At 71.0% G+C, this 23,113-nt stretch carries 20 protein-coding genes; 12 read left to right on the forward strand and 8 right to left on the reverse strand.

Translation table 11 applies throughout. The features are described from left to right. The first annotated feature begins 144 nt into the window (after nt 1-144). The 8 genes from ACOKM3_RS04085 to ACOKM3_RS04120 all read left to right on the forward strand — a co-directional run bounded on the left by ACOKM3_RS04085 (nt 145) and on the right by ACOKM3_RS04120 (nt 9,005). Nucleotides 145-1,362, forward strand: coding sequence for a hypothetical protein (locus ACOKM3_RS04085; RefSeq protein WP_426896959.1), 1,218 nt, complete (start codon nt 145-147; stop codon nt 1,360-1,362). After that, nucleotides 1,359-2,528 carry a hypothetical protein gene (locus ACOKM3_RS04090; RefSeq protein ID WP_426896961.1) on the forward strand — a complete coding sequence of 390 codons (1,170 nt, stop codon included), beginning with the start codon at nt 1,359-1,361 and terminating at the stop codon, nt 2,526-2,528. The genes ACOKM3_RS04085 and ACOKM3_RS04090 overlap by 4 nt, the downstream gene beginning before the upstream one ends. Before the next feature lie 138 nt (nt 2,529-2,666). Further along, nucleotides 2,667-3,830 carry an ROK family protein gene (locus ACOKM3_RS04095; protein ID WP_426896963.1) on the forward strand — a complete coding sequence of 388 codons (1,164 nt, stop codon included), beginning with the start codon at nt 2,667-2,669 and terminating at the stop codon, nt 3,828-3,830. A gap of 34 nt (nt 3,831-3,864) precedes the next feature. Then, nucleotides 3,865-5,130, forward strand: coding sequence for an ABC transporter substrate-binding protein (locus ACOKM3_RS04100; protein WP_426896965.1), 1,266 nt, complete (start codon nt 3,865-3,867; stop codon nt 5,128-5,130). Further along, nucleotides 5,130-6,098, forward strand: coding sequence for a carbohydrate ABC transporter permease (locus tag ACOKM3_RS04105; RefSeq protein WP_426896967.1), 969 nt, complete (start codon nt 5,130-5,132; stop codon nt 6,096-6,098). The genes ACOKM3_RS04100 and ACOKM3_RS04105 overlap by 1 nt, the downstream gene beginning before the upstream one ends. After that, nucleotides 6,091-6,927 (forward strand): carbohydrate ABC transporter permease, encoded by an 837-nt coding sequence (locus ACOKM3_RS04110; protein ID WP_426896969.1) that lies wholly within the window; start codon nt 6,091-6,093, stop codon nt 6,925-6,927. Before ACOKM3_RS04105 ends, ACOKM3_RS04110 begins: the two co-directional genes overlap by 8 nt. Before the next feature lie 36 nt (nt 6,928-6,963). After that, complete coding sequence (locus tag ACOKM3_RS04115) at nt 6,964-7,980, forward strand: Gfo/Idh/MocA family protein (protein ID WP_426896971.1); 1,017 nt, start codon at nt 6,964-6,966, stop codon at nt 7,978-7,980. A 5-nt stretch (nt 7,981-7,985) separates the two neighbouring features. Further along, nucleotides 7,986-9,005, forward strand: coding sequence for a Gfo/Idh/MocA family protein (locus ACOKM3_RS04120; RefSeq protein ID WP_426906697.1), 1,020 nt, complete (start codon nt 7,986-7,988; stop codon nt 9,003-9,005). Nucleotides 9,006-9,038: 33 nt separating this feature from the next. On the opposite strand, the gene ACOKM3_RS04125 is transcribed toward ACOKM3_RS04120, so the two are convergent. Next, nucleotides 9,039-9,467 carry a DUF4267 domain-containing protein gene (locus ACOKM3_RS04125; RefSeq protein ID WP_426896973.1) on the reverse strand — a complete coding sequence of 143 codons (429 nt, stop codon included), beginning with the start codon at nt 9,465-9,467 and terminating at the stop codon, nt 9,039-9,041. A 125-nt stretch (nt 9,468-9,592) separates the two neighbouring features. Next, nucleotides 9,593-9,808, reverse strand: coding sequence for a VOC family protein (locus tag ACOKM3_RS04130; RefSeq protein ID WP_426896975.1), 216 nt, complete (start codon nt 9,806-9,808; stop codon nt 9,593-9,595). 205 nt (nt 9,809-10,013) lie between these two features. On the opposite strand from ACOKM3_RS04130, the gene ACOKM3_RS04135 reads away from it, so the two are divergent. Then, nucleotides 10,014-10,832, forward strand: a complete 819-nt coding sequence (locus tag ACOKM3_RS04135; RefSeq protein ID WP_426896977.1) for an IclR family transcriptional regulator — start codon at nt 10,014-10,016, stop codon at nt 10,830-10,832. Here ACOKM3_RS04135 and ACOKM3_RS04140 read toward each other — a convergent pair. Continuing rightward, nucleotides 10,819-12,024 carry a cytochrome P450 gene (locus ACOKM3_RS04140; protein ID WP_426896979.1) on the reverse strand — a complete coding sequence of 402 codons (1,206 nt, stop codon included), beginning with the start codon at nt 12,022-12,024 and terminating at the stop codon, nt 10,819-10,821. The genes ACOKM3_RS04135 and ACOKM3_RS04140 overlap by 14 nt on opposite strands. A gap of 189 nt (nt 12,025-12,213) precedes the next feature. On the opposite strand from ACOKM3_RS04140, the gene ACOKM3_RS04145 reads away from it, so the two are divergent. Further along, nucleotides 12,214-13,185: a PDR/VanB family oxidoreductase gene (locus ACOKM3_RS04145; RefSeq protein ID WP_426896981.1), complete on the forward strand. Its 972-nt coding sequence runs from the start codon at nt 12,214-12,216 to the stop codon at nt 13,183-13,185. 48 nt (nt 13,186-13,233) lie between these two features. Here the strand turns inward: ACOKM3_RS04145 and ACOKM3_RS04150 are convergent, their stop codons facing one another. From ACOKM3_RS04150 to ACOKM3_RS04170, 5 genes are all read right to left on the reverse strand, one after another. Next, nucleotides 13,234-14,898 carry an HAL/PAL/TAL family ammonia-lyase gene (locus tag ACOKM3_RS04150; RefSeq protein WP_426896983.1) on the reverse strand — a complete coding sequence of 555 codons (1,665 nt, stop codon included), beginning with the start codon at nt 14,896-14,898 and terminating at the stop codon, nt 13,234-13,236. Next, nucleotides 14,895-16,391, reverse strand: a complete 1,497-nt coding sequence (locus tag ACOKM3_RS04155) for a sodium:solute symporter family protein (protein ID WP_426896985.1) — start codon at nt 16,389-16,391, stop codon at nt 14,895-14,897. The genes ACOKM3_RS04150 and ACOKM3_RS04155 overlap by 4 nt, the downstream gene beginning before the upstream one ends. Further along, nucleotides 16,388-16,645, reverse strand: coding sequence for a DUF3311 domain-containing protein (locus ACOKM3_RS04160; protein WP_426896986.1), 258 nt, complete (start codon nt 16,643-16,645; stop codon nt 16,388-16,390). Before ACOKM3_RS04160 ends, ACOKM3_RS04155 begins: the two co-directional genes overlap by 4 nt. Before the next feature lie 149 nt (nt 16,646-16,794). Continuing rightward, nucleotides 16,795-20,454, reverse strand: a complete 3,660-nt coding sequence (locus tag ACOKM3_RS04165; protein ID WP_426896987.1) for a S8 family serine peptidase — start codon at nt 20,452-20,454, stop codon at nt 16,795-16,797. A 157-nt stretch (nt 20,455-20,611) separates the two neighbouring features. After that, nucleotides 20,612-21,091: a hypothetical protein gene (locus ACOKM3_RS04170; protein WP_426896989.1), complete on the reverse strand. Its 480-nt coding sequence runs from the start codon at nt 21,089-21,091 to the stop codon at nt 20,612-20,614. 283 nt (nt 21,092-21,374) lie between these two features. Between ACOKM3_RS04170 and ACOKM3_RS04175 the strand changes: the two genes are divergently transcribed. Continuing rightward, nucleotides 21,375-22,010, forward strand: a complete 636-nt coding sequence (locus tag ACOKM3_RS04175; protein ID WP_426896991.1) for an RNA polymerase sigma factor — start codon at nt 21,375-21,377, stop codon at nt 22,008-22,010. Continuing rightward, entirely contained in the window at nt 22,007-23,110 is a 1,104-nt protein-coding gene (locus ACOKM3_RS04180) for a CU044_5270 family protein (RefSeq protein ID WP_426896993.1), read from the forward strand. Before ACOKM3_RS04175 ends, ACOKM3_RS04180 begins: the two co-directional genes overlap by 4 nt. Nucleotides 23,111-23,113: the final 3 nt, after the last annotated feature.

Below are 23,113 nucleotides of genomic sequence, written 5' to 3' on the forward strand. Positions count from 1 at the left end.
CCCGCCCCCTGGACGTCGCTCCCCTCCTCCCCCTCCCCGTGTGTGTTCACGGGTTCTCCGCAAAGCGTTGACGAAGCACGAAGCGCTCTGGCAGGGTCGCGACCCGGCGCCACCCCCACGTGGGACCGAGGAGATCCCCACCCCATGAAGTCAAGGCACACCCCCGCTCGCAGGACCGCGGCCCACACCCCCGCCCTGCGGCGCTTCGCCGAGACACACTGGGCCAGGGAGCCGGTGGTCGTCCCCGACGCCCCGGCGCTGGGCCTCGACCCGGCCGACGCCCACGCACTCCTCCGAGCGGCGGCCTCTCAGCCGGACCCCGTACCACTGCAACTGGCCACGGCCGACGGTGTGCTGTGCGAACCGGGTCCCCTGCTGCCCGGCCCCGCCGACCGGAACCTCGACGGCTACGTCGCCCGCCTCGCCTCCGCGCCCCAACTGGGCGGCGACGGCTGGCTGCTGACCGCCGCCGACCCTCTGCACCGGGACTTCTCCGCGTGGTCGCGGGTACGGGACGCGCTGGCCGGGCTCTGGCGGTACGTCGGGTGGCCCGCCGTCCCGGTGACCGCGGAGCTGGCCGTCGGCGACCGGCACCACTCCGCCACCGAGGCGGGCGACCCCGGCGCCGCGTCCCTCACCTGGGTCGTCGACGGCGAGCTGACGGTGCGGGTGCGTCCCGAACACACCGGAACCGAGTACGAACTCCGGGCCGGTGCGGGCGACTTGGTGCACTGGCCCGCCGGGAGCCGGCACCTCGATCACCGTACGGGACCGTGCACGACGCTCCGGGTGAGTGTGCCCGCCCGGACGGCCTCGGCCCTGCCGCCGGTCCTGGACGCCGTCGGCGGGCTGATGCGAAGACGCGGACCGCATCCGGACACCCCCGTGACGCTCCCCCACCCGCTGCCCACGCGCGCCGACGGGCGGCTTGCGGTACCCGCCCGACTCACCGACTCCGCCCGCCTGTTCACGGACACCCTCGCCGATCCGGACACCGAGCGGGCCCTGCTCGCCCGCTGGGCCGGGCTGCGCTCCGCCGCGGGCCTGAGCCCGGCGCCCGCGCCACGGCCCGCCGTGCCCCTCACTGCCCGGCACCGATTACTGTGCGTCGGCGAGATCATCCGGGTCGCCACCGGGACGGACGACGCGCTGTGGGCGGCGAACGGACATGTCTGGCCGGTGCGGGGCCGCGCGGCCGCCCGCGTACTCGACTGCCTGCGCACGGCACATCAAGCCACCACCGTGGCCGATCTGGCCCGCTCGTCGGGGCTGTCCGACCGCTCACCCCACCTGCACGGTGTGCTCCGCGAGCTGTGCCGTTCCCGGGCCGTCGCGGTCACGTCACCGGACCCGCGCCGGTGACGGCGGGCGCCACCACCCCGATCGACGTCCTCGGACCCGTCGGCCGGTCGGTCGACTGGCAACGCCTCGCGGCGGACCACTGGGACCGCAGGCCCGCGCTGCTCCGCCCGGCCCGCCATCCCGGTCCGGCCGCTCCCTTCAACCCCCACGAGGTCTTCGAGGGCGCCGTCGCCGCCGCGCATCACACCACGGCGGACTCCGACGAACGGGTCCGGTTCGCGGTGGGGCCGCGCCGGCTCACCGATCCCGGTGATCTGCTTCCCCGGCCGGAGGACGGCTCGTTCACGGCCTACGACCGCCGCCTGGCACGGCAGTTGGGCGACACCCCCTTCACCCTCGTCGTCGGGCAACTGCACGCGGGACACCATCCGCTGTGGGCCAGGGAGCGGAGCTTCCTCGCCGGCCTGTGGGACGCGGTCGGCCAGCCCCTGGCACCCATCGGTACGACGCTGTGCCACGGAACGCCCGAGCCACCATGCCCCTCGCCCTCCGGCCACCGCGCAGCAACGTTCCTCTACGTCCTCCACGGCCGCCCCCGGTTCCACCTCACAGGCCCCGGGGCCCGACACTGGACGGCCACGACGGTCCCCGGCGACCTGCTCTACTGGCCCGCCGACCACGAGCACACCGTCCACGTGCCCCGCTCCCCCGCCACCACGGTGCGCATCACCGTCCCCCGCGCAGCCTCGCCGCTCATCAGCCACTCCTCCCCGCACGGGACGTGGAGCGCCGTCGACACCCTCGTACCGCACGGCGAGCCACCCGACGACCTGCCCGACACCCTTCCGCCTGCCCTCGCCGCGGCGCTCGACCACCTCCGCCAGGAGGCGCGCCCCGCGCCGCTCCAACGGCGCCTGGCTCACGAGGTGTTGCGGCACGCCACGGACGGCGGCCTGCGCCCGGCGCCCGCGCCGACCCGGCCCGGCTACTTCACCGACGACGACGCGGTGCGGGCCACGGAACGAGTGGTGTGGATGCCGGCCGGCGGGCACCGGCTGGTCGCGGCGTGCGGACACGTCACGCGGACCGCGCTGACGGCGCGCGAACTGGGCGCCCTCGTCCGTCGCTTGAACGGAGGCGAGACACTCCCGGTGGGCGAACTGACACCGCCCGCACGCTGTTTACTGGCCCGCCTCTCCGCATTCCGCGCGGTGGAACGCCTGTAGCCCCCAGCGCCAACCCACCCCAATTCGCAGGACTTCTGCAAAATTCTCGTACGCACGGGGTTCCCCGACCCCTGCCCTTATGCAACAGTCCTGCACAACCGGACCGACGACACCGACGACGCGGCGGAGGCACAGTCCATGGCGGGGCACGACCGGGCGCGCGGGCACGATCTCGCGGCCCTTCGCGGACTCAACACCGCCGTGGTGCTGCGGGCGTTGCGCCAGGAGAGCCCGCAGACCGTCAGCCGGCTCACCGGCTCCACGGGCCTGTCCCGGCCCACGGTCGAGGCCCTGGTCGAGGAGCTGACCGCACAGGGCTGGATCGCGGAGACGACCGCGCCGCCCGCCGTGCGCTCCCCTGGTCGGCCCGCGCGCCGCTTCCGGTTCCGGGCCGAGGCCGGGCACGTCGTCGGCGTCGACATCGGCCTCAAGAAGCTGGTGCTGCTCCTCGCCCGCCTCGACGGCGAGATCGTCGCCCGCCACCGCGAGGACTTCCCCGCGGACCTGACCGGCGTGGAACGCATCGACCTGCTGCGCACCCGGCTGCGCGCCTTCCTCGCCGACCACAGACTCGGCCCGCACGACGTGTGGTCCGTCGGCATCGGCGTGCCGGGCATGGTCGACGACACCGGCCGGATCCGCTCCGTGATCGTCCCGGACTGGACCGACCTGGACCTGGCGCGCCGCCTCGCGGACGAACTCCCCTGCCCCGTCCTGGTCGAGAACGACGTGAACCTCGCGACGCTCGCCGAGCACTGGCAGGGCGCCGCGGAACTCGCGGACGACGTGGCGTGCGTGCTCGTGGGGCGGCGCATCTCGTGCGGCGTGATGATCGACGGGCGCCTGCACCGTGGGCGCCGCGGTGGCGCGGGCGAGCTGGGCATCCTGCCGCAACTCGGCCTGAACGAGGCTGGGGACGCGCTCGGCTGGGACGGCGACCGGCTGCCCGGCGAATCGGAGACCGACGCGCTCGCCCGCGCCGTCCGCGCCGAACACCCGAAGGCCCTCGCCGTCCTGGACCGCTACCTCGCCGGGGTCGCCCCCGGCATCGCCGCCCTCGTCCTCGCCCTCGACCCCGAACTCCTCGTCCTGTCCGGCGCCCTGTCCCCGATCGGCGACCCCCTGGGCCCCCTCCTCGCCGCCCACCTCTCCCCCCTGACCCTCCACGTCCCCCGCATCGCGGTCAGCACCCTGGGCCGCGAGGGCGTGGCACTCGGCGCGGTCCGCCACGCCCTGGACGAGGCGGACACCCGTCTCGTCGACAGGGCGGGGGCTTCGCGCCCCTCGTCCCCGACCCACTGACACCTCCCCGTACACCTACCGACCGGAGGCGCGCATGCGCAGGAGAAGTCTTCTCGCCGGTGCCCTCGCGGCGACCCCGTTCGCCGCCGGCTGCAGCGCGAGCGGCGGCGACCCCACCGCCGCCGGCCGCGCGGGCCGCACCGCGCTCTCGTACGGCATGTGGGACCCGGCCCAGGTCCCGGGCATGCAACAGGTCATCCGGGCCTTCGAGCGCGCGCACCCGGACATCTCCGTGGAGATCCAGCTGACCCCGTGGAACTCCTACTGGACGACGCTGCGCACGGCGATGCGGGGCGGCACGGCGCCCGACGTGTTCTGGATGAACGCCGTGAACATCAAGCTGTACGCGGCCAATGGCACGCTGGTGCCGCTCGACGAGCACATCAACCGCGCCCGCACCCCGCTCGGCAAGCATCCCGAGGCACTGGTCGACATCTACAAGTACGGCGGCAGGCAGTACGGGCTGCCGAAGGACTTCGACACGATCGGGCTCTGGTACAACAAAGGGCTCTTCGACAAGGCGGGCGTGAAGTACCCGGATTCCTCCTGGACCTGGGACGACCTGCGCGACGCCGCGCGCGAGCTGACCGATCCGAAGCGGCGGGTCTACGGGATCGCCGCCGAGATGGACCGGCAGATCAAGTTCTATCCGACGATCTTCGGGGCCGGCGGCTACGTGCTGCGCGACGGACGTTCCGGGTTCGCCGATCCGCGCACCATCGAAGGCCTGCGCTTCTGGACCGACCTGGTGGACCGCGGCTGGTCGCCGCCGCAGAGCGCCATGTCGGAGGTCCGGGCCCGCAATCTGTACCTGTCGGAGCAGGTGGCGATGAACTACGACCTCTCGTCGATGGCCTCGTTCATGTACGGGACGCCCGCCATCAAGGACCACGGGGGTGTCGCGGTCCTGCCGAAGGGGCGGGAGCGGGCGAGTGTCATCCACGGGCTCGCGAACTGCATCAGCGCCAAGTCCCGCAAGCAGGAGGCGGCCTGGAAGTTCGTGGACTTCATGGCGCGTAGCCGGACGGGCGAGATCCAGGCCGAGGGCGGCGTGACGATCCCGTCGTACGCGGGGACGCAGGACGCCTGGCTGAAGTCGATGCCCGAGTTCGACCTGCGGTGTTTCCTCGACATGGTCGACTACGCGTCCCCGTACCCGAGTTCACGGAACACGGCCGTCTGGGAGGACCTCGAGTATCTGCTGCTCGGGGCGCCGTTCAGCGGCAAGGGCGGCATCGAGGGCGCGGCCCGCACGCTCGCGAAGCAGATGGACCGGGCGCTCGACGAGGAGGACAACTGATGGCCGTGTTCCCGTCGACGGCCGCCGCGGAGGCGGAGGGCCGCAGCAGGAAGCCTCGCACGAAGGCGGGGCGCGAGGGCACCGCACGCGGGCCCAACTCCCGTACACAGAAGGCCGCGTACGTCTTCATCGCCCCGATCGGGCTCGGCTTCCTGCTGTTCTACCTGTGGCCGATGCTTCAGACCTTCGGCTTCAGCTTCACCCACTTCGGACCGTTCGGCGGGAACACCTGGACCGGCGGCGAGAACTACGCGCGCGTGCTCCAGGACGTCACCGTGTGGCGGGCCATCGGCAACACGCTCCTGTACGGGGCGATCGGGCTCCTCACGCTGCCGCTGTCGATCGCCGTCGCGGCCCTGCTGAACCGGCGCGGCCTGCGCGGCGTCGCCGTCTACCGGGCCCTGTACTTCATCCCGTTCGTGACGCTCCCGGTCGCGGTGGGCCTGGTGTGGAACTGGCTCTACAACGGCAACTTCGGCCTGCTCAACGAGGTGTTGTCGTGGTTCGGCGTGTCTCGGCACTTCTGGGCCTCGGACCCGTCGACCGCGCTGTGGGCCATCGGGGTCGTCGCCGTGTGGCAGAGCGTCGGCTACTACTTGATCATCTTCATCGCGGGGATCAAGGGCATTCCGCAGGACTACTACGAGGCCGCCGAGCTGGACGGGGCGGGCCCGGTACGCCGGTTCTTCACCATCACGCTCCCGCTGCTGAGCCCGAGCATCTTCTTCGCCGCCGTCATCTGCGTGATCAACTCGCTCCAGATGTTCGACCTGATCTACGTGATGATGAGCCCCATGAACCCGGCGCTCGGGTCCACGCAGTCCGTCGTGAGCCTCTTCTACCAGTGGGCGTTCCAGCAGAACAACCAGGGCGCCGCGGCGGCCCTGGCCTTCCTCCTGATGCTGCTCACGGCGGCCCTGACGTTCCTCCAGTTCCGGCTCCAGAAGAAGTGGGTGCACTATGCGTGACTCGCTGCGCCGCGTGAACGGCGGCTCCGTCGCCACGCACGCGCTCCTCTCGCTCGGCGCGCTCGTGATGGTCTTCCCGTTCCTGTGGCAGCTCCTCACGGCGCTGAAGACACTGCCGGAAGCGGTGCACGTCCCGACGACGTTCCTGCCGCAGCAGTGGAACTGGGGCTCCTTCAAGGAGGTGTTCACGGCACTTCCCTACGGGGAGATGCTCGGCAACAGCCTCATCAACACGGTCGGCCGCACCGCGGGGCAGCTGGTGTTCTGCTCGCTCGCCGCGTACGCCTTCGCGCGAATGCGGTTCCGGGGCAAGAACGTGCTGTTCGCGCTGTTCCTGTCGGTGCTGCTCGTCCCGTCCTCGCTGCTGATCCTGCCGCAGTACGACATCATCCAGCGGCTCGGCCTGCTGAACTCGCCGCCCGCGCTGTTCCTGCCCGGGATGTTCAGCGCCTTCGGCACGTTCATGCTGCGGCAGTTCTTCCTCTCCCTGCCCCGGGAGCTGGAGGAGGCGGCGCGCATCGACGGCGCGGGCCCCTTCCGCATCTTCTGGTCGATCATGCTGCCGCTGATCCGCCCCGCCCTCGCAGCGCTCGCGGTGATCACGGCGATGTGGTCGTGGAACGACCTGCTGTGGCCGCTCGTCGTGAACACGGATCCGGCGAAGATGCCGATCAGTGCCGGACTGACCTCCCTGGAGGGGCAGTTCGAGACCAACTATCCGGTGATGATGGCCGGTTCACTGATCGCGAGCCTGCCGATGATCGTCCTCTACCTCTTCCTTCAGCGGCACTTCGTGCAGGGCATCGCCCAGAGCGGCACGAAGGGCTGACCCGAAGGACGAACCACCCCTCAGCAAAGGAGCTTCATGGCACGCCTCGACGTGGGCCTGATCGGCGCCGGCGGTATCGCCCGTGCCCATCTGCCCGCCTGGACCGCCCTGGGCGCGCGCGTCACGGTCCTGTCCACCGACGGCCACGCGGAACAACTGGCCGCCAAGTACGCCGAGTTCGACGTGACGGCCGTGCAGAGCCTCCCCGAGCTCCTCGCACGGTGCACCGTCGTCGACGTGTGCACCCCTACGTACACGCACCGGCAGCTCGTCCTCGACGCGATCGGCGCGGGCAAGCACGTGGTGTGCGAGAAGCCGCTCTCGCTCGGTGTCGCCGAGGCGCAGGAGATGGCCGACGCGGCGCGGGCGGCGGGGGTGTTGCTGTTTCCCGCGCACGTCGTGCGGTACTTCCCCGCGTACGCGGCGCTCGCCGGGGCGGTCGCGGCCGGGGAGATCGGGGATCCGGCGGTGCTGCGGTTCACGCGGTCCGGGTGCTATCCCGTGTGGGCGCCGTGGTTCTCCGACCCCGCACTGTCGGGCGGCATTCTCGTCGACCAGATGATTCACGACCTGGACTTCGCGCGGCTGCTCGCCGGTGACGTCGTGCGGGTGCACGCGCAGGTGCGCGGCAAGCAGGACGCGGGCGCGGTCGCGGGGGACGTGGCGACCGGGACCGCGGTCCTCACGCACGCCTCCGGTGCGGTCAGTCATGTGCTGGGGGTGTGGGGGCAGCCGGATCTGCCGTTCCGGACCACTTTCCGGGTAGCCGGGTCCGACGGGATCCTGGAGCACGATTCCACCGCCCACGTCGGCTTCCGGGTGCTGGCGCAAGGGGTACGTCGGGCCGGTGAGGGGATTCCGGGCAGTCCGATGACCGAGAGCCCGTATCTGACGGAGCTGCGGGAGTTCGCCGCGGCCGTCGAGGGCGGTCCCGCGCCCCGCGTGACGGCGCGCGACGGCGTCGAGGCGGTGCGGATCGCGTGCGCCGCCGCCGAGTCCGCGCGTACGGGCGAGCCCGTCGAACTGAAGGTGAACGAGGAGGCCGGGCTGTGAAGGGTGTGCGGGGCTTGAAGGTAGGTGTGCTGTCGTTCGCGCATGTGCACGCGGGCGGGTTCGCGCGGCAGCTCGCCGCGATGGACGGGGTGGAGGTGTGCGCGGCCGATCCCGACACGGATCTCGCGGCGCCGGGCGAGGTGCGGGGGAAGGACTTCGCGTCCCGGATCGGCGTCAACTACGTCGATACGTACGAGGAGTTGTTCGCGTGGGGGCCCGACAAGGTCGTGGTCTGCTCGGAGAACGTGCGGCACCGGACGCTGGTCGAACGGGCGGCCGCGCACGGCGTCGATGTGCTCTGCGAGAAGCCGCTCGCCACGACGCCCGAGGACGGCGCGGCGATGGTCGAGGCGTGCCGGGCCGCCGGTGTGCGGCTCGCGGTGGCGCACCCGGTGCGGTTCAGCCCCGCCTATCTCGCGGTGCGCGAGGCGGTGCGCGCGGGCACGACGGGTGAGGTGCTCACGGTGGCCGGCGCCAACAACGGCTATATGCCGGGGGCGCGGAGCCGCTGGTTCACCGACCCCGAACTCTCCGGCGGCGGCGCCGTGATGGACCACACCGTGCATGTCGCGGACCTCCTCGACGACCTCTTCGACGGCTCCCCCGCGCGCTCCGTCTACGCGCAGACCAACAACCTGTTGTACGAGGGCCGAGCGGCGGTCGAGACGGCGGGCCTGCTCACCGTGACGTACGCGAACGGGGCCGTCCTCACCCTCGACTGCAGCTGGAGCCAGCCGCAGCACCACCCCGCGTGGGGCGGGCTCTCGATGCAGGTCGTCGGCGAGCGGGCGGCGCTGGAGATGGACGCCTTCGACCAGAAGGTGCACGGCTTCAGCGAGACGGCGCGGACAACCGTGGAACTCCCGTACGGCGTCGACCTGGACGCGCTGATGCTGCGGTCCTTCCTGTTCGGAGACGGCCCCGTGGACGTCACCGACGGCGAGGCCGGGCTGCGCGCGGTGCGGATCGTGGCGGCGGCGTACGAGTCGGCGCGGACGGGGCGGACGGTGCCCATCGCCGGCTAGTGGTCGCGAGCCGCCCCTTCGGAGGTGCATGGGTCAGGCCGGTTGTGCGGCGGACGCCGGGGCGGGGACCTTGCGGGTCCTGCTGGTCTCGCGCAGGACCAGGAGGCCGGTGACCGCTATGAACGCCGCCGTCAGGCCGTGGATACCGACCGCGGCGGCCACGGTGCCATGGTGGGTCAGGACGTTGATCATGTCGCCGAACGGGGCGACGGCCTCCATCAGCAGGACCCAACCGAGGGCGCGGCGATGACCCGTCACCAGCAGGACGCCGAGCACCAGGCCCATCGCGAATTCGCGCAGCCCCTTCATGACGAGGAAACCGCCGCCGTCACCGGACGGCCAGGTCGGCAGACCGACGCCGGGCGCGGACGTCTCGGGGAACAGCATGAAGGACAGCCCGAGGTAGAGAACGAACAGGGTGATGACGGTGGCCAGGACGGTGTTGGCGCGCTTCAGTGACATGGTTCCTCTCCTTGACGTTCGGTCCGGGACGGTTGACGTTCGGTCCGGGACGGTTGACGTTCGGTCCGGGACGGTCGGCGTTCGGGGTGGGACGGGGAAGCGGCCGGCGTGGGTGGCCGTCGGTCTCACGATTCGGCGCGGCCCCGGGTGAGGATCTCCATGAGGTGCCCGCCAGGTTCGTCCAACTGGTCGTAGTCGAGGCTGACTTGGTTGGCGAGCGTGATCGGCGTGAAGTGCGCCAGCGGCGGGTCGACACGCAGGCCGAGGATGTCCGCCAGGAACTGCGCCGAGGCCAGCGGGTCACGGGAAGGAACGATGGTGTGATTCAGCTCCACGGTCATGGTGACTCCCCTTCAGGGCGCGGACCCTATTGGAATCTAGCACCGCTAGATGATGAGGCAACGCTAGCGCTGCTGCCGCTCGCTTGTCTAGCGCCGCTAGGATTGATTTTTGCCGAACCTGGCTCGAACGGGCCGCCTGATCTACGCTGGCGACGCCGCCGACCGGGCCCACCGACCGGCACACCGGTCCGAGGAGAGAAGGCTGTTGACCAGGGCTGTTCCGCACGATTCCGCCGCGACGCCGCCGGCCGCGCGCCCTGCGGCGTCCGGTGCGGGTGTGTCGTTCCAGCGCGGGCTGAAGGTGCTCATGAGCGTCGCCGAATCCGGGGAGACCCGCGTCGAGCAGATCGCGGCCGACGCGGGGATACCGGTGAGCACGGTGTACCGATATCTGCGCACGCTGCGGGAGTTGGACCTGGTGGAGGAGCGTTCGGGTACGTACGCACCCGGCTGGCGGCTGCTGGAACTGTCGGGGCAGCATCTGACGCACACCCGGCTCGTGGAGCTCGGGCACCCGCTGTTGCAGGAGTTGACGGACGGGACCGGTGAGACGGCCGTGCTGACCGTACGGGTCGGCTCGCAGGCGATGTGTCTGCGCCAGACCCAGTCACCGCACGCGATGCGGATGGCGTTCCGGATCAACCAGCTGCTACCGCTGTACGCGGGGGCGGGCCAGCGCATCCTGCTGGCCCACGCACCACCCCCGGTGATCGACCGGGTCCTCGGCCGGCCGATGCGTACGATCACGGACCGTACGCCCGACCGGGCCCGCCTGGCACGGGAGATGGAGGGCATCCGGGCGAGCGGCTTCCTGATCTCGCAGGGCGAGCTGAACGAGGGCGCGGTCGCCGTCGCGGTGCCGGTGACCGCGATGGGCGAGGTGGTGTGCGCGCTGACCGTGGCCGGGCCCGAACCGCGGTGCGGGCCGACCTGGCGGCGTCAGGCCCGCGCCCAACTGCGGGCGGCGGGCGCGCGCCTCGCGGAGATCCTGGAGCGCGGGGCGGGCGCCCTCACGCCGGAGTGATCCGCACCGGCAGGTGCTTCCAGCCGCGCAGCGTGTTGTGCAGGAACGGCACCGGGTCACCGGCCGGCTCCACCGTCCGTACCCGGCGGGCCAGTTCGCCGATCAGGACCTCCGCCTCCAGGCGGGAGATGGGCTGGCCCACGCACTGGTGGATGCCGAAGCCGAACGCCAGGTGCCCGGAGGCGTCCCGCTCGATCCGGTAGGCGTCGGCGTCCTCGCCGAAGCGCCGCGGGTCGCGGTTGGTGGCCCCGGTGAACAGGGCGACCTTGGTGTCCTCGGGGATGCGGACACCGTGGAAGTCGACGTCGCGCGCGGTGGTGCGGAAGAAGGACTGGAACGGTGACTCGTGGCGCAGCGCCTCGTCCACGGCGAACCGGGTCAACTTCGGGTCCGCGTGCAGCAGCGCCCACTGGTCGGGGTTGGCGGACAGGCACCTCATGGTGTTGCCGAGGGTGAGCACGGTGGTGTCGAGCCCCGCCGAAAGCAGCGCGCGCACCAGGCGGGTGGCCTCGTCGCCGGTGATCATGTCCTGGTCGGCGTACTCCCAGATCTTCGCGCCGAGCCCTTCGGGCGTCAGGTTCTCGCGGGCGCAGTTCTCCATGACCCAGTCGACTGTGTGCTCGCCGGCGGCGAAGTACGCGGCGTAGCGGGCGTCTTCGGGGCCGAAGGCGGAGAAGTTCATGGCTCCGTGCGGGAGCAGGTTCTCGGCCCGGCCCTCGCGGGGGATGCCGACGGCGTTGCCGAAGACCTCGATGGGGAACAGTTCCGCCATCTCGGTCACCGCGTCGAACTCCCGCTTGTCGAGGAGTTCGTCGACGAGTCGCTCGGCGTAGGCACGGAAAGCGGGGCGCAGCGCTCGCACGTTGCGCGGGGAGATGACCCCGGACATGGCGGTACGCAGCGGTGTGTGCGTCGGCGGGTCGGAGTCCAGGATGCCGGCCGGCTTCCACGGGGGTTCCTGGTGGTAGTTGCGCGGCCCGACCCCGGCGCCCGACAGGAACGTCCCGTGGTCGGTGAGGATCTCGCGGCACTGCGCGAACCGCGTGAAGGCATGCACCCCGTAGCGCTCCAGCCACACCGCGGGCCCGGCGTCGCGCATCCGCGTGAAGAGCGGGTACGGGTCGGTGAGGTGGGCGTCGTCGTAGGGGTCGTCGGAGAGGCGGGCGACGGGGGTGTCGGCCGGGGCGGACATCTGGCCTCCTGATGCGGCTCGGTGGTGGCAGGCAGGTGGTGGCAGGCACGGTAGACCGGCGGGCCGTGCCCGGGACATGGGCGTTATCACCTGCTGAGAACAGCTGTTGCCGCGTGCGGCGGGGTTTTTGACGATGCGGTTCAGGCGAGTTTGCGGCTGCCGCGACCCGGAGGACGACATGGAGGAAGCATGCCTGCACAGGAGCACCTGACCGTGACCGTGAAGGAGACCCGCTCCGAGGCCGCGGGGGTGCGCTCCCTGGTGCTGGCCGCGCGTGAGGGCGGGTCACTTCCGGCGTGGACGCCCGGAGCACATATCGACGTGGTCCTGTCCCGGGACCTGGTCCGGCAGTACTCACTGTCCTCGGGGACGGAGGAGGCACAGGGGGCAGAGAAGGCCGGCTGGCGGATCGCCGTGCTGCGGGAGCCCGATGGCCGGGGCGGTTCGGCGTATCTGCACGACCGGGTCGAGGCGGGCGACACCCTGCTGGTGAGCGCGCCCCGCAACAACTTCGCGCTGGACCTCGACACACCACTCCTGGTGTTCGTCGCGGGCGGCATCGGTATCACGCCGATCCTGCCGATGCTGGCAGCGGCCGAACGGGCAGGGGCCGATTGGAAGTTGCTGTACCTGGGACGCAGTGCGGAGAGCATGGCGTTCACCGAGGAACTCACCCGGTACGGCGAGCGGGTGCGCCTGCACCGCGATGATGTCTCGGGCGTCGCGGACCTCACCGCGGAGCTGGACGGCATGCGTGCGGCGCACGCCCATGTGTACGCGTGCGGCCCGGCAGGGCTGCTCGCTGCGGTGCAGGAGTACGCCGACGCGCACCCTCAGTCGCGGCTGACACTCGAACGCTTCGCCGCGGCGCCGGAGGGCCACGCACAGGACGGCGACCGGCCGTTCACGGTGGAGACCGCCGACGGGCAGGAGATCGAGGTGGGCGCCGGCCAGTCCATCGTCGACGCCCTGACACAGGCGGGGGTGCGTACGCTCACGTCGTGCCGCGAGGGTGTGTGCGGAACGTGCGAGACACCGGTGCTCGGCGGCACCCCCGACCACCGCGACCAGCTCCTGAGCGAGGAGGAGCGGGCCGCGGGCGACGTCATGATGATCTGCGTGTCGCGGTGCCAGGGGGAACGACTGGTCCTCGATGTGTGACACCGGGGGCCGCCTGGACAGGTACCGCCCGGGCAACCCCCGTACAGATCACCCCTCTTGGGACGCCGCGTCCACGACCGCCCCGGACCGGACGAGGTCGAGCGCCGCGTGCACCCTCGGGTACAGCACGACATCGCGGGTCAGGTGGTCGATCGGCCGCCCGTCGGTGGCCGGTGTGGCGCGGAGCCGGTCGAGGGCGGCGCGGGTGGCCGGGGCGAGGGCCTCCGGGCCCCTCCCCTGCTCGGCGAGCCGCAGCTCAAGCGCCTGCCCGGCCATCAACAGTTCCGTGGCGACGACCGCCTCGATATTGGCGACGACCTGGCGGGCGTGGCGCCCCGCGTTGGACGCCATCGAGACATGGTCCTCCTGGTTGGAGCAGGTGGGGATGGAGTCGACGCTGTCCGGGTGCGCGAGTGTCTTGCAGTCGGACACCAGGGCGGCGGCCAGGTACTGCGGCAGCATGTAGCCGCAGTCCATGCCGACCTTCTCGCCGTCGACGAGCATGTCGGGCAGCCCGCGGTTGAGTGTGCCGTCGTTGAGCCGGAACAGGCGGCGCTCGGCGATCGACCCGATCTCGGTGACCGCGATGGACAGGAAGTCCGAGGCGAACGCCAGGTACTGGGCGTGGAAGTTGCCGCCGGAGACGGCCTTGAGGTCGCGCGGAAGGCCGGGCACGACGAGCGGGTTGTCGGTGGCGGCATTGAGTTCCGTCTCGACGATGCCGTGGACGAAGCCCAGGGTGTCCCTCACAGGACCGAGCACCTGCGGCACGCACCGCAGCGAGTACGCGTCCTGGGGTGGCTGGCGTACGGGGTCGGTGTCGGCGGCGCCGTCGACGAAGGCGCTGCCGTCGAGGAGTTCGCGCAGCCGGGCAGCCGTCGCGATCTGCCCCGGGTGGCCACGGGCCTCGTGCAGCTGCGGCAGGAAGGCGTCGCCGAAGCCGAGCAGTGCCTCGATGCTCATCGCGGCGGTCACCTCGGCGGTGGCGAGGAGGTTCTCCGCGTCGGCGAGGGCGAGGGCGCACAGCGCGGTGGAGTACGAGGTGCCGTTGGTGAGGGCGAGGCCCTCCTTGGCGCCGAGGGCGAGCCGGTCGATGCCCGCGGCGGCCATGGCGGTGCGACCGCTCACCAACTCGCCTTCGTGGTGGGCGAGTCCGCTGTCCTCGTCCGGGTCGGTGTCACCGGCGGGGCGGCTGAGGGCGAGGGCGAGGTGGGCGAGCGGGATGAGGTCGCCGCTGGCGCCGAGCGATCCGTACTCGGGGATCGCCGGGTGGACACCGGAGTTGAGCATGGCGAGCAGGGTGTGCACGACGTCGGGGCGGACGCCGGAGTAGCCGCGTGCCAGGCTGGAGGCGCGGATCAGCATGGTGGCGCGCACGACGTCCTCGCCGCAGTGCCGGCCGACGCCACAGGCGTTGGAGACGATGAGCCGGCGGGAGAGTTCGACGGCGTCCTCCGCGGTCTCGAAGGCCTGCCGTCCGGCGAGCGAGCCGAAGCCGGTGTTGACGCTGTAGACGGGTCGTGCGGCCTCGCCCTCGGCCATGTCGTCGGTGAGCCGGGAGATCCACGCGGCGCTCGGCGCCATGGCCTTCTCGGCCGCCGCGCCGAGTGCGACGGGGCGGTGGTGGCGGGCGACCGCGACGAGATCGTCGAGGGTGAGCGGCCGGTCGCCGAGGACGAGGGGTGCGGTGGCCGTGGGGTCTGTGATGGTCACAGGGCGGCTCCTTCCGGGGCGGTGGCAGCGGCGGTGGCGGGGCGGGCGTCGTCCGAGTGTCCGGCGCGGTGCCGGGTGGCCGCGCTGACGACGGCGAGTACGAGAATGTTGGCGACCATGGCGACGACCCCCACGTCGAGGTCCTGCACCGGCCGCGGCGCCCACGGCAGCAGGCTCGCGCTGGTGGCATCGGTGAGCGTCGTCCAGCTGACGATGGCGACACCGGTGCACACACCGGCCCAGGCACCTGCGGTGGTGACCGGGTTGCGCCGCCACATCGACGCGACGAGCACCGGGAAGAGCTGGACCACGAACCCGTACGCCATGATCAGCAGCATCGCGATGGCCTCGCCGCCGCGGAAGGTGAGCACGGCGGCGACGAGCGCGAGCACCGGCACCAGGAGACGGCTGAGCCGCCCGACGGTCCGCTCGCTCGTGGCGGGCCGGGCCGTCTGGTAGATGTTCTTCGCGACCAGCATCGCGGCGGACTGCAGCAGCATGGCACCCGGAACGAGCGCGGCGAGCATGCCCGCGACCCCGACGAGCCCGACCAGCCACGGCGGCAGCGCGTCCTTGGCGAGCGACAGCAGCGCGAGGTCCCCGTCCTTGAGTCCCGGCACCTTGAGCACGGCGGTGAACCCGATGACGAGGACCATCACCAGGACGATCTGGTACGCGGGTGTGATCACGGCGTTGCGGCGCAGCGCCTTGGCACTGCGGGCCGCCAGGATGCCGGGCATCATGTGCGGCCACGTACAGATGCCGAGGGCGAACAGCAGGCTGGTGGAGATGTACCACCACACGCTGTACCCGTGGTCGGGGAGTGTCAGGAAGTGCGGGTGGGCGGCGGACAGCGCGTGGAACATGTCACCGAGCCCGCCGTAGTAGTGGATCGGCAGATACAGACCGAGGCCCACGACGAGGACGAGCATCAGCGTGTCCTTGATGATGGCGTTCCAGGCGGTGCCGCGCAGCCCGGACACCGTGACGTACACGGCGATCACGGCGACCCCGATCCACACCGCGGCGCCCTGTGAGATCCGCCCGTACGAGCACTCGTGGACGATGATGCCGAGCCCCTTGAGCTGCAGCACCAGATACGGCACGAGGGACACCACGCCGACGACGGCGGTGAGCACGCCGAACGCCTTCGAGCGGTACTTGTGCGCGTACAGGTCCGGGGCGGTGAGCAGCTTGTGGCGGCGGGCGTACGCCCAGATCGGCGGGGCCAGCCAGTAGAAGACGACGTAGCAGATCGACGAGAACATGTAGATCATCGGCCCGCCCATCGAGTAGGCGCCGCCACTGCCACCGAGGAAGGTGTACGTGGTGAAGTTCTCGCCGGCGGCGAGGAGGAACACGAGCAGACTGCCGAGCCCGCGCCCGCCGACGGACCACTGTTCGAGGTCCATGGTGCGACCGCGCCGGGCGAGCAGTCCGAGGACGAGGACGAGCACGAACGCGCTGCCGAGGATGGCGAGGGCGGTGTTCATCGGGCGACTCCTTCGGAGGCTGTGTCACCGGTGAACTCGCCTGTTTCCGCGGCCTGTTGTTCACCGGGCTCGCGGTTCGCGGGATCGAGGGCGTATACGACGGCCATGACGACGGTGGTGAGCACCACCCACAGGGCGGCCCAGAACACCACCATCGGCAGGCCCAGGACGTAGGGCCGCTCGGTATTGACGACGATCAGCGACCCGGCGACCGGGACGGCGCTGAGCAGAAAGAGGATCCAGCGGCGTGACACGAGACGCGCTCCCTTCCGGACGGACGGGGAATGCTTGCCCGGTGAACCGATCTTGGCAATGCCGGATTCTCACTGCGCAGGAACGGCGAAGCCCGGCACGGGATGTCTCCGTACCGGGTCGCCGCTCTCCTTCCGCCGCTCTCGGCGGCCTACTTCACGGCCGCTCCCCGCACGATCTCTTGCGACACCGAGCCGCCCTTGTCGTCCTTCGCCGTCGCCCGCAGCGACAGTGAGGTGGCGTCGCGCGGCACGTTCAACGTGCCCTTCCAGGACGCGCCGCTACCCGTGAGGGACACGGACTTCCACGTCTTGCCGTCGTCGTACGACACCTTCAGGGCGCCGCCGCCGATGGTGCCCGTGCCGGCCACGTCCTTGACGTACTCGGCGGACAGGCCGATCGGCAGGCGCTTGCCCGAACGGACCTTTCCGGCGAGGTCCGTGTCGATGTCGTAGTTGAGGTTGATCAGCGGCAGGAACGTGTAGGCGTCGTCCGGTGTGGTGCCCGAGCGGAACGTCCACTCGCTGTGCGAGGTGCTGCGGATGCCCCACACGGCCGGGTCGAGTTCCGTGTCGGTGACCAGCTTGAACGGCTGCTCGGAGCCGTCGGTGACACTGAACTGGGCGGTGCTGCCCGTGCGTCGGCCCGCGCTCTCACCGTTCACGAAGGCCTCGGTGGACTGCGTCATGCCGGCTTCCGGACTGTACGGGTCGCCGAAACCGGTGTGGTCGGGGCCCGAGTCGCCCCAGCCGGGGATGTTGAAGCGGAGCATGTCGCCGCTCCGCTGCTGGCCCCAGCCGAGACCGCTGCCACCATAGGGGTGCCAGACCGGCTTGAACCAGTTCAACTCGGTGTGCCTGCCCGGCCGGTAGGACACCAGGCCGCTGCGCTCCTCCAGGGAACCGAGGTTCACGGACTCGTGCCACTTCTGGTCCGGCTCGACGGACACGTAGTCGGTGCGGTGCCCCGGGAAGTCGTACCGCTCCTGGAAGCCGCCCGCGACCGCGAAGGACGGGTCGACCGAGTGCCGGAACTCGCTGCCCGCCGCCTTCTTCGCACCGTAGAAGGTGGTGTCGACGGTGGCGAGGTCCCTGGAGTCCGGCGCGAAGACAAGACTCCGGTCCGGGATCGCGCTCTTGTAGCCCTTCGACAGGTCGTAGGAGTACGTGGAGTTGGCGACGCCCGTCATTCTGATGCGCTCACCGCGCTTCTGCCTGGTGAGCAGCCGCGCGAAGTCGGCGTTGGTGACACTCGCGATCTGAAGCGGCCGGTCCGTGTCGTCGTCGTTGTAGAAGAGGGTGTTCAGTCGGCCGGAGCTGTCGTCCGTGAGGAACAGCGCCTTGGCGCCCGCGTCCTGGGCGGCCTGCGCGATCTGCGCCGGGGTGCGGGTGCCGTCGATGTGCACGAGGACGCCCTTGCCGGTCACGTTCTTGCCCGTGTAGTCCGCGGGGGTACCTGCGCCCGCGTTCACCAGCGCGAGCCTGCTGTCACCCTCGACGAGCGTGGAGCCGGGCTGCTCCCACACCTCGTCGACACCGTCGACGGTGATGCGCGGCTGAGCCTCGCGCCAGGTGGTGCGGTACGCGTAACTCCCGTCGCTCACAGGCCGGGTGGGCAGCGCGTACAGCGTGTCGTACTTGATGGGCAGCAGCACCATGCCGAACACATCGGTGCCGCCCGCCTTGCGGTCGTACTGCACGAGTGTCTGGTGCGGGTCGGTGTCCTTCGGGACACGTGTGTCGACTTCGCGCAACTTCGCGCCGTCGAGGGTGATCTCGCGGTCCCCGTCGACCTTCACCTCGGGGTCGGACAGATAGGCCATGCCGAGGGAGTCCTCGCCGTGGCCTCCGCGGACGTCCAGGAACGAGTCCAGGTAGTACGTCCCGGGACGCAGCCGCAGCTTGACCGTGCCGGACGCGTCGACCGTGGCCGACTCCGACAGCGCGCCCTTGGCGAGCTGCTGATACACGAGGTTGGTCGCGGCCGGCTTGCCGTCCCGGTCCTTCACATGGACGGTGAGCGTGTACCGCTCCTCCTCCTTGACCAGCCCGAAGGCGGTGTGCGCTACGGCCGCACCGCCCGAACTGGCCACGATCTGCCCGCTGTTGGTGCCGACGGCGGCCTTCGAGCCGTCGCCGGTGACGGTGGTGGAGGCGGTGCCGTGCGCGGGCACGGTCAGCTTGTTGTCGGCGAGCGTGGCGACGCCGTCGGGAGCCCCCTGGACCGCCAGCTCCAACTCCACAGGACTGTCAGCGGCGTTGGAGTACGTGAGGGTCTTGGTGACCGGCTTGTTGCTGTCGTACGGCCAGCGGTAGGACCCGAGGTCGGCGCTGCCGGTCGCGGTGACCTTCGCGGCGATCGCGTCGGGGACGGAGACCCGGCCGGAGCCGATGGCGTACGCGGAGTCGGAGAGCTGCTTCGACGACGACATCAGCGCGTTCTTGAGCTGTGCGGCCGTCCAGTCGGGGTGGGCCTGCGCGAGGAGGGCGGCGAGACCGGCGACGTGCGGTGTCGCCATCGACGTACCGCTCATGGTGGTGTAGCTGCCGGAGCCGTCCACCAGCGAGGAACGGGCCGCGAGGATGTCCACGCCGGGGGCCGAGAGGTCGGGCTTGAGGGCGTCGTCGCCGAGGCGCGGGCCCTGGCTGGAGAACGAGGCCCGCTCGTCGTCCGCGTCGACCGCGCCGACGGTGAGTGCCGAGTCGGCGGCGCCGGGTGAGCCGATGGTGCCGGGGCTGTAGGCGTTGCCCGCGGCGACGACGAAGAGCGCGCCGGTGTCTTCGGTGAGGGAGTTGACGGCTTGGGCCATCGGGTCGGTGCCGTCGCTGCCGGTGTCGGAGCCGAGGCTCATGGAGACGACCTTGGCCTTGATGTCCTTGGCGGCCCATTCCATACCGGCGATGATCTCGGACTCGGTGCCGTAGCCCTCGTCGCTGAGCACCTTGCCGACGGCGAGGGTGGCGTCGGGCGCGACACCTTTCTCCTTGCCGTCGGACGCGGCGCCGGATCCGCCGACGGTCGACGTGACATGCGTGCCGTGACCTGCCCGGTCGGCGACCGCCTGCCCCTCGATGAAGGACTTCGACTCACTCACGCGGGTGGCGAGGTCGGGGTGTGTGGTGTCGTACCCGGTGTCCAGGACGGCGACCTTCACGCCCTTGCCGGTGAGCCCCGCCTCCCATGCCTTTGGCGTGCCGATCTGGGCGTTGGACTCCGCCATGTCGCCCTCGACGCGGCCGTCGAGCCACACCTTGCCGATGCCGTCGGTGTAGCCGGCCTTGCTGGTCAGGTCGTTCCAGAAGGTGCGCCCCTTGTCGGCGTCGAGGGCCGCGCCGCCGATGCTGTCGAGCGTTCGGGTGCGGTCGGCGCCCTTGGGGGTGGCGGCGGTGGTGCGGGCGCTCTTGCCTCCGTAGGTGACGATGAGCGGGGTGGCGTCGGCCTTGGTGTCCGCGAGGCCCTGCTCGATGAGCCCGCTCACGTCGAACAGCCGGGCGTCGAGCTTCCCCGAGGCGAGGTAGGGGGCGGCCTCGTCCAGCACGACACGTATCTTGCCGTCGGTGACCTGCGTACGGACGAGGCCGGTGGCGCCCGGGGGCCTCTTGACGTCGACGGTCCGCTGCCCGCCGCCGATGTCCGTCACGGTCACCTTGTCCCCGGTCACCAGCGTCACGGTGTGAGCGGCGCGGGCGGCCTTCGCGGCCCTGGGTCTCACGTGGTCCGGCGCGGCGTGCGCATGGCCGGCGGGCAGCAGCGCGAACGCCAACCCGGCCGACAGCAGGGCCGCGCCGCGTCGCGCGGTACCTCTTGCCATAGTTGCCTCTTCTCCTGGAACCATCGGGTGCGGGGGTGCGCTCCGAGAGCTGGGAAGAGTGTCAACTACTGTGCGTCGTGCGGTACTTGCTTCACGGTGGCGGGTTGGCGCCACGGCGCCTATCCGCCACCCGGCTCGCTGTGTCCGTTCAGGCCGTTCAGTTCTGCTTGACCGGCGGGCAGTACCCCGTCTCCTCGCCAATCGAGTTGATCTCCGCGTTGGGGCGCGAGTCACCGGCGTAGTTGATCTGGTCGGTGCACTTCGTGCCGGGGTCCTTCGGCGTGCCCGACGGCTTGTCGGACTTCTGCGGCTCGGGGCAGGTGCCCGTGTCCGCGCCGATCGAGTTGATCTCGGCGTTGGAGCGCGGGTCACCGGCGTAGTTGATCTGGTCCGTGCACTTCGCGTCGGACTTGGCGGCGGGGGCGCCCGACGACTGCCCCTGCGTCGCATCGGGCTGCGGAGTGGCCGTGACCTCCGCTGAACTGCTCGCGCTCGCGGAGGAGGACGCGCTGGAAGACGCACTGGTGGGCGCGCTGGAGGAGGAGTTGTCGGAGCCGCCGCTGCCGTTGCAGGCCGTCAGCGACAGTCCGAGGGCCACAGCGGTGAGCGTCAGTGCCGAGATCTTCCGAGTGCGCATTCTGGTGTCCTCCGCGTGGGGCCGTCGCTCCTGGTGAGCGACGGGCGATTGAACCGGGCGGGTGTTCGCCCATGTTGTTGTCCGTCCCTTCAGACAGCGGTGCGGTTGCCCCAGTTGCTTCATGATCGTGTTCAAGACACGTTCGTGACATGACAGTCGTCACTTGGTGAACTCCACGCCCGGGCGCCCGCGCGGCTAGCCTTGTTCGCCGGCCCCACAGACGGGCCGTTCGACATGACGCAGGTCACAGGAACTCCACCGGGACCGCGGAGAGACAGACGGTGTGAGGGACTCAGAAAACGATCTGCGCAGACGCGTACGGGCCGGTGAGCGCGAGGCGTTCGCCGAGCTGTACGAGCAGTGGGCCGTGGCCGTGCATCAGCATGCGCTGTGGCTCACCGGCGACCGGACGAGCGCCGAGGACATCATGTCGGAGACATTCCTGACCGCCTGGCGGGTACGGGAACGGCTGCACGAGGACGGGGGATCACTGCGCCCCTGGCTCCTGGGCATCGCCACCCACAAGGCGGAGAACGCCCGCCGGGGCCTGCGGCGCCGCGTCGCGTTCCTGGCCCGGCAGCGGCGGACACCCGTGGTCGAGGACTTCGCGCACGAGGTCGCGGGGCGCGTCGACGATGCCCGGCGCCTGGCCGCCGTACACGTCGCACTCGACCGGCTGCGGCGCCCCGAGCGGGAAGTGCTCACGCTGTGCGTGTGGTCAGGACTCGACTACAAGCAGGCCGCGGAGGCGCTCGACATCCCCGTCGGCACCGTGCGCTCCCGGCTTTCGCGGGCCCGCGCCAAGCTCGCCCGGTTCACGGACGAGGCGCAACAGAATCCGGAACCGCGCGCGGACCGCGGAGAGATGAAGGGTGAAGCCGCACTCGCGGCCCTGCCCGTGCGGGAGGAGACGGCATGACCACCGACAAGGACGTACGAGCGAACCGGCGGCACACCGACGCCGACACACGCCCTGACGAACGCGCCGACACACGCGCGGACGCCGATGTCGCGGAGATCGCCCGGCTGCTGCCGGCCCCGGACCGTCGTCCCCTCCCCCACGCGCAGCACCTTCACCACAAGGAACAGCTGATGCAGCACATCGACCGCGACCGCACCGACACCCCCGCGCAACCAGCACGTCCGACCTTCTCCGCCCGACGTCTGCTGCGCCCGGCCATCCTGCTCCCGGTGACGGCGCTCGCCCTCGCCGGCATCCTCACCACGAGCATCGTCCTCACGACGGGCGACGACACCGCGACGACCACCACGGCGAGCAGGGACGTACGCCCCGCGGTGGCACTCCTCGACCAGATCTCCGACGCCGCGGGGAAGAACGAGGAACTCACCGTGCGCGACGACCAGTTCGCCTACACCCGGCAGAAGGACCAGGGCGCGGACCTGACCAGTGGCAAGGCGGTGATGGAGCCGCTGAAGGAGTCCGAGAGCTGGGTCGCCCAGGACCCAGCGCCGCTGCGCAAGCTCGGCATCGTCAAGGAGGACGGCGAGACCCTGCCGATCAATGCCCAACTGGGCGACACCAAGGGCACACCGGAAGGCTTCGGCCGCCCCACGTACCACTGGCTGGCGTCCCTGCCCACCGACCCCGACAAGCTACTGCACTTCCTGTACGCCAAGACGCCCGAGTCGGACGACCAGGAACGCGACCAAGCGGTGTTCGACCGCATCGGCGGCCTTCTCGGCGGGGTGACTCCACCGAAGACCGCCGCCGCTCTCTACCGCGCCGCCGCGAAGATCCCCGGTGTCACCAGGGCCCCCGCCGCCCACGACGCCATCGGCCGGCACGGCGTCGGCATCGCCCGCGAGGACACCACGTTCCACACCCGCACCGAGTGGGTCTTCGACCGCCAGGACCTCACGTTCCTGGGCTCACGCAGCTACCTCGTCAAGGACACCCAGTACGGAAAGAAGGGCACGCTCATGTCGAGCGAGGCCATCCTGGACTTCGCGGTCGTCGACAGGGCGGGGCAGGAGCCGTCGAGGGCGCGGGAGAGCTGAGGC

It is taken from the genome of Streptomyces nidicola, assembly GCF_050106155.1.
Lineage (GTDB): Bacteria > Actinomycetota > Actinomycetes > Streptomycetales > Streptomycetaceae > Streptomyces.

Coding starts and splice junctions, on each gene's coding strand:
- ACOKM3_RS04130 (WP_426896975.1), bottom strand. CDS start 9,808: ATGACCGTGGAGCTGAATCACACCATCGTTCCTTCCCGTGACCCGCTG.
- ACOKM3_RS04145 (WP_426896981.1), top strand. CDS start 12,214: ATGCCTGCACAGGAGCACCTGACCGTGACCGTGAAGGAGACCCGCTCC.
- ACOKM3_RS04155 (WP_426896985.1), bottom strand. CDS start 16,391: ATGAACACCGCCCTCGCCATCCTCGGCAGCGCGTTCGTGCTCGTCCTC.
- ACOKM3_RS04115 (WP_426896971.1), top strand. CDS start 6,964: ATGGCACGCCTCGACGTGGGCCTGATCGGCGCCGGCGGTATCGCCCGT.
- ACOKM3_RS04165 (WP_426896987.1), bottom strand. CDS start 20,454: ATGGCAAGAGGTACCGCGCGACGCGGCGCGGCCCTGCTGTCGGCCGGG.
- ACOKM3_RS04125 (WP_426896973.1), bottom strand. CDS start 9,467: ATGTCACTGAAGCGCGCCAACACCGTCCTGGCCACCGTCATCACCCTG.
- ACOKM3_RS04170 (WP_426896989.1), bottom strand. CDS start 21,091: ATGCGCACTCGGAAGATCTCGGCACTGACGCTCACCGCTGTGGCCCTC.
- ACOKM3_RS04085 (WP_426896959.1), top strand. CDS start 145: ATGAAGTCAAGGCACACCCCCGCTCGCAGGACCGCGGCCCACACCCCC.
- ACOKM3_RS04095 (WP_426896963.1), top strand. CDS start 2,667: ATGGCGGGGCACGACCGGGCGCGCGGGCACGATCTCGCGGCCCTTCGC.
- ACOKM3_RS04110 (WP_426896969.1), top strand. CDS start 6,091: ATGCGTGACTCGCTGCGCCGCGTGAACGGCGGCTCCGTCGCCACGCAC.
- ACOKM3_RS04100 (WP_426896965.1), top strand. CDS start 3,865: ATGCGCAGGAGAAGTCTTCTCGCCGGTGCCCTCGCGGCGACCCCGTTC.
- ACOKM3_RS04140 (WP_426896979.1), bottom strand. CDS start 12,024: ATGTCCGCCCCGGCCGACACCCCCGTCGCCCGCCTCTCCGACGACCCC.
- ACOKM3_RS04105 (WP_426896967.1), top strand. CDS start 5,130: ATGGCCGTGTTCCCGTCGACGGCCGCCGCGGAGGCGGAGGGCCGCAGC.
- ACOKM3_RS04180 (WP_426896993.1), top strand. CDS start 22,007: ATGACCACCGACAAGGACGTACGAGCGAACCGGCGGCACACCGACGCC.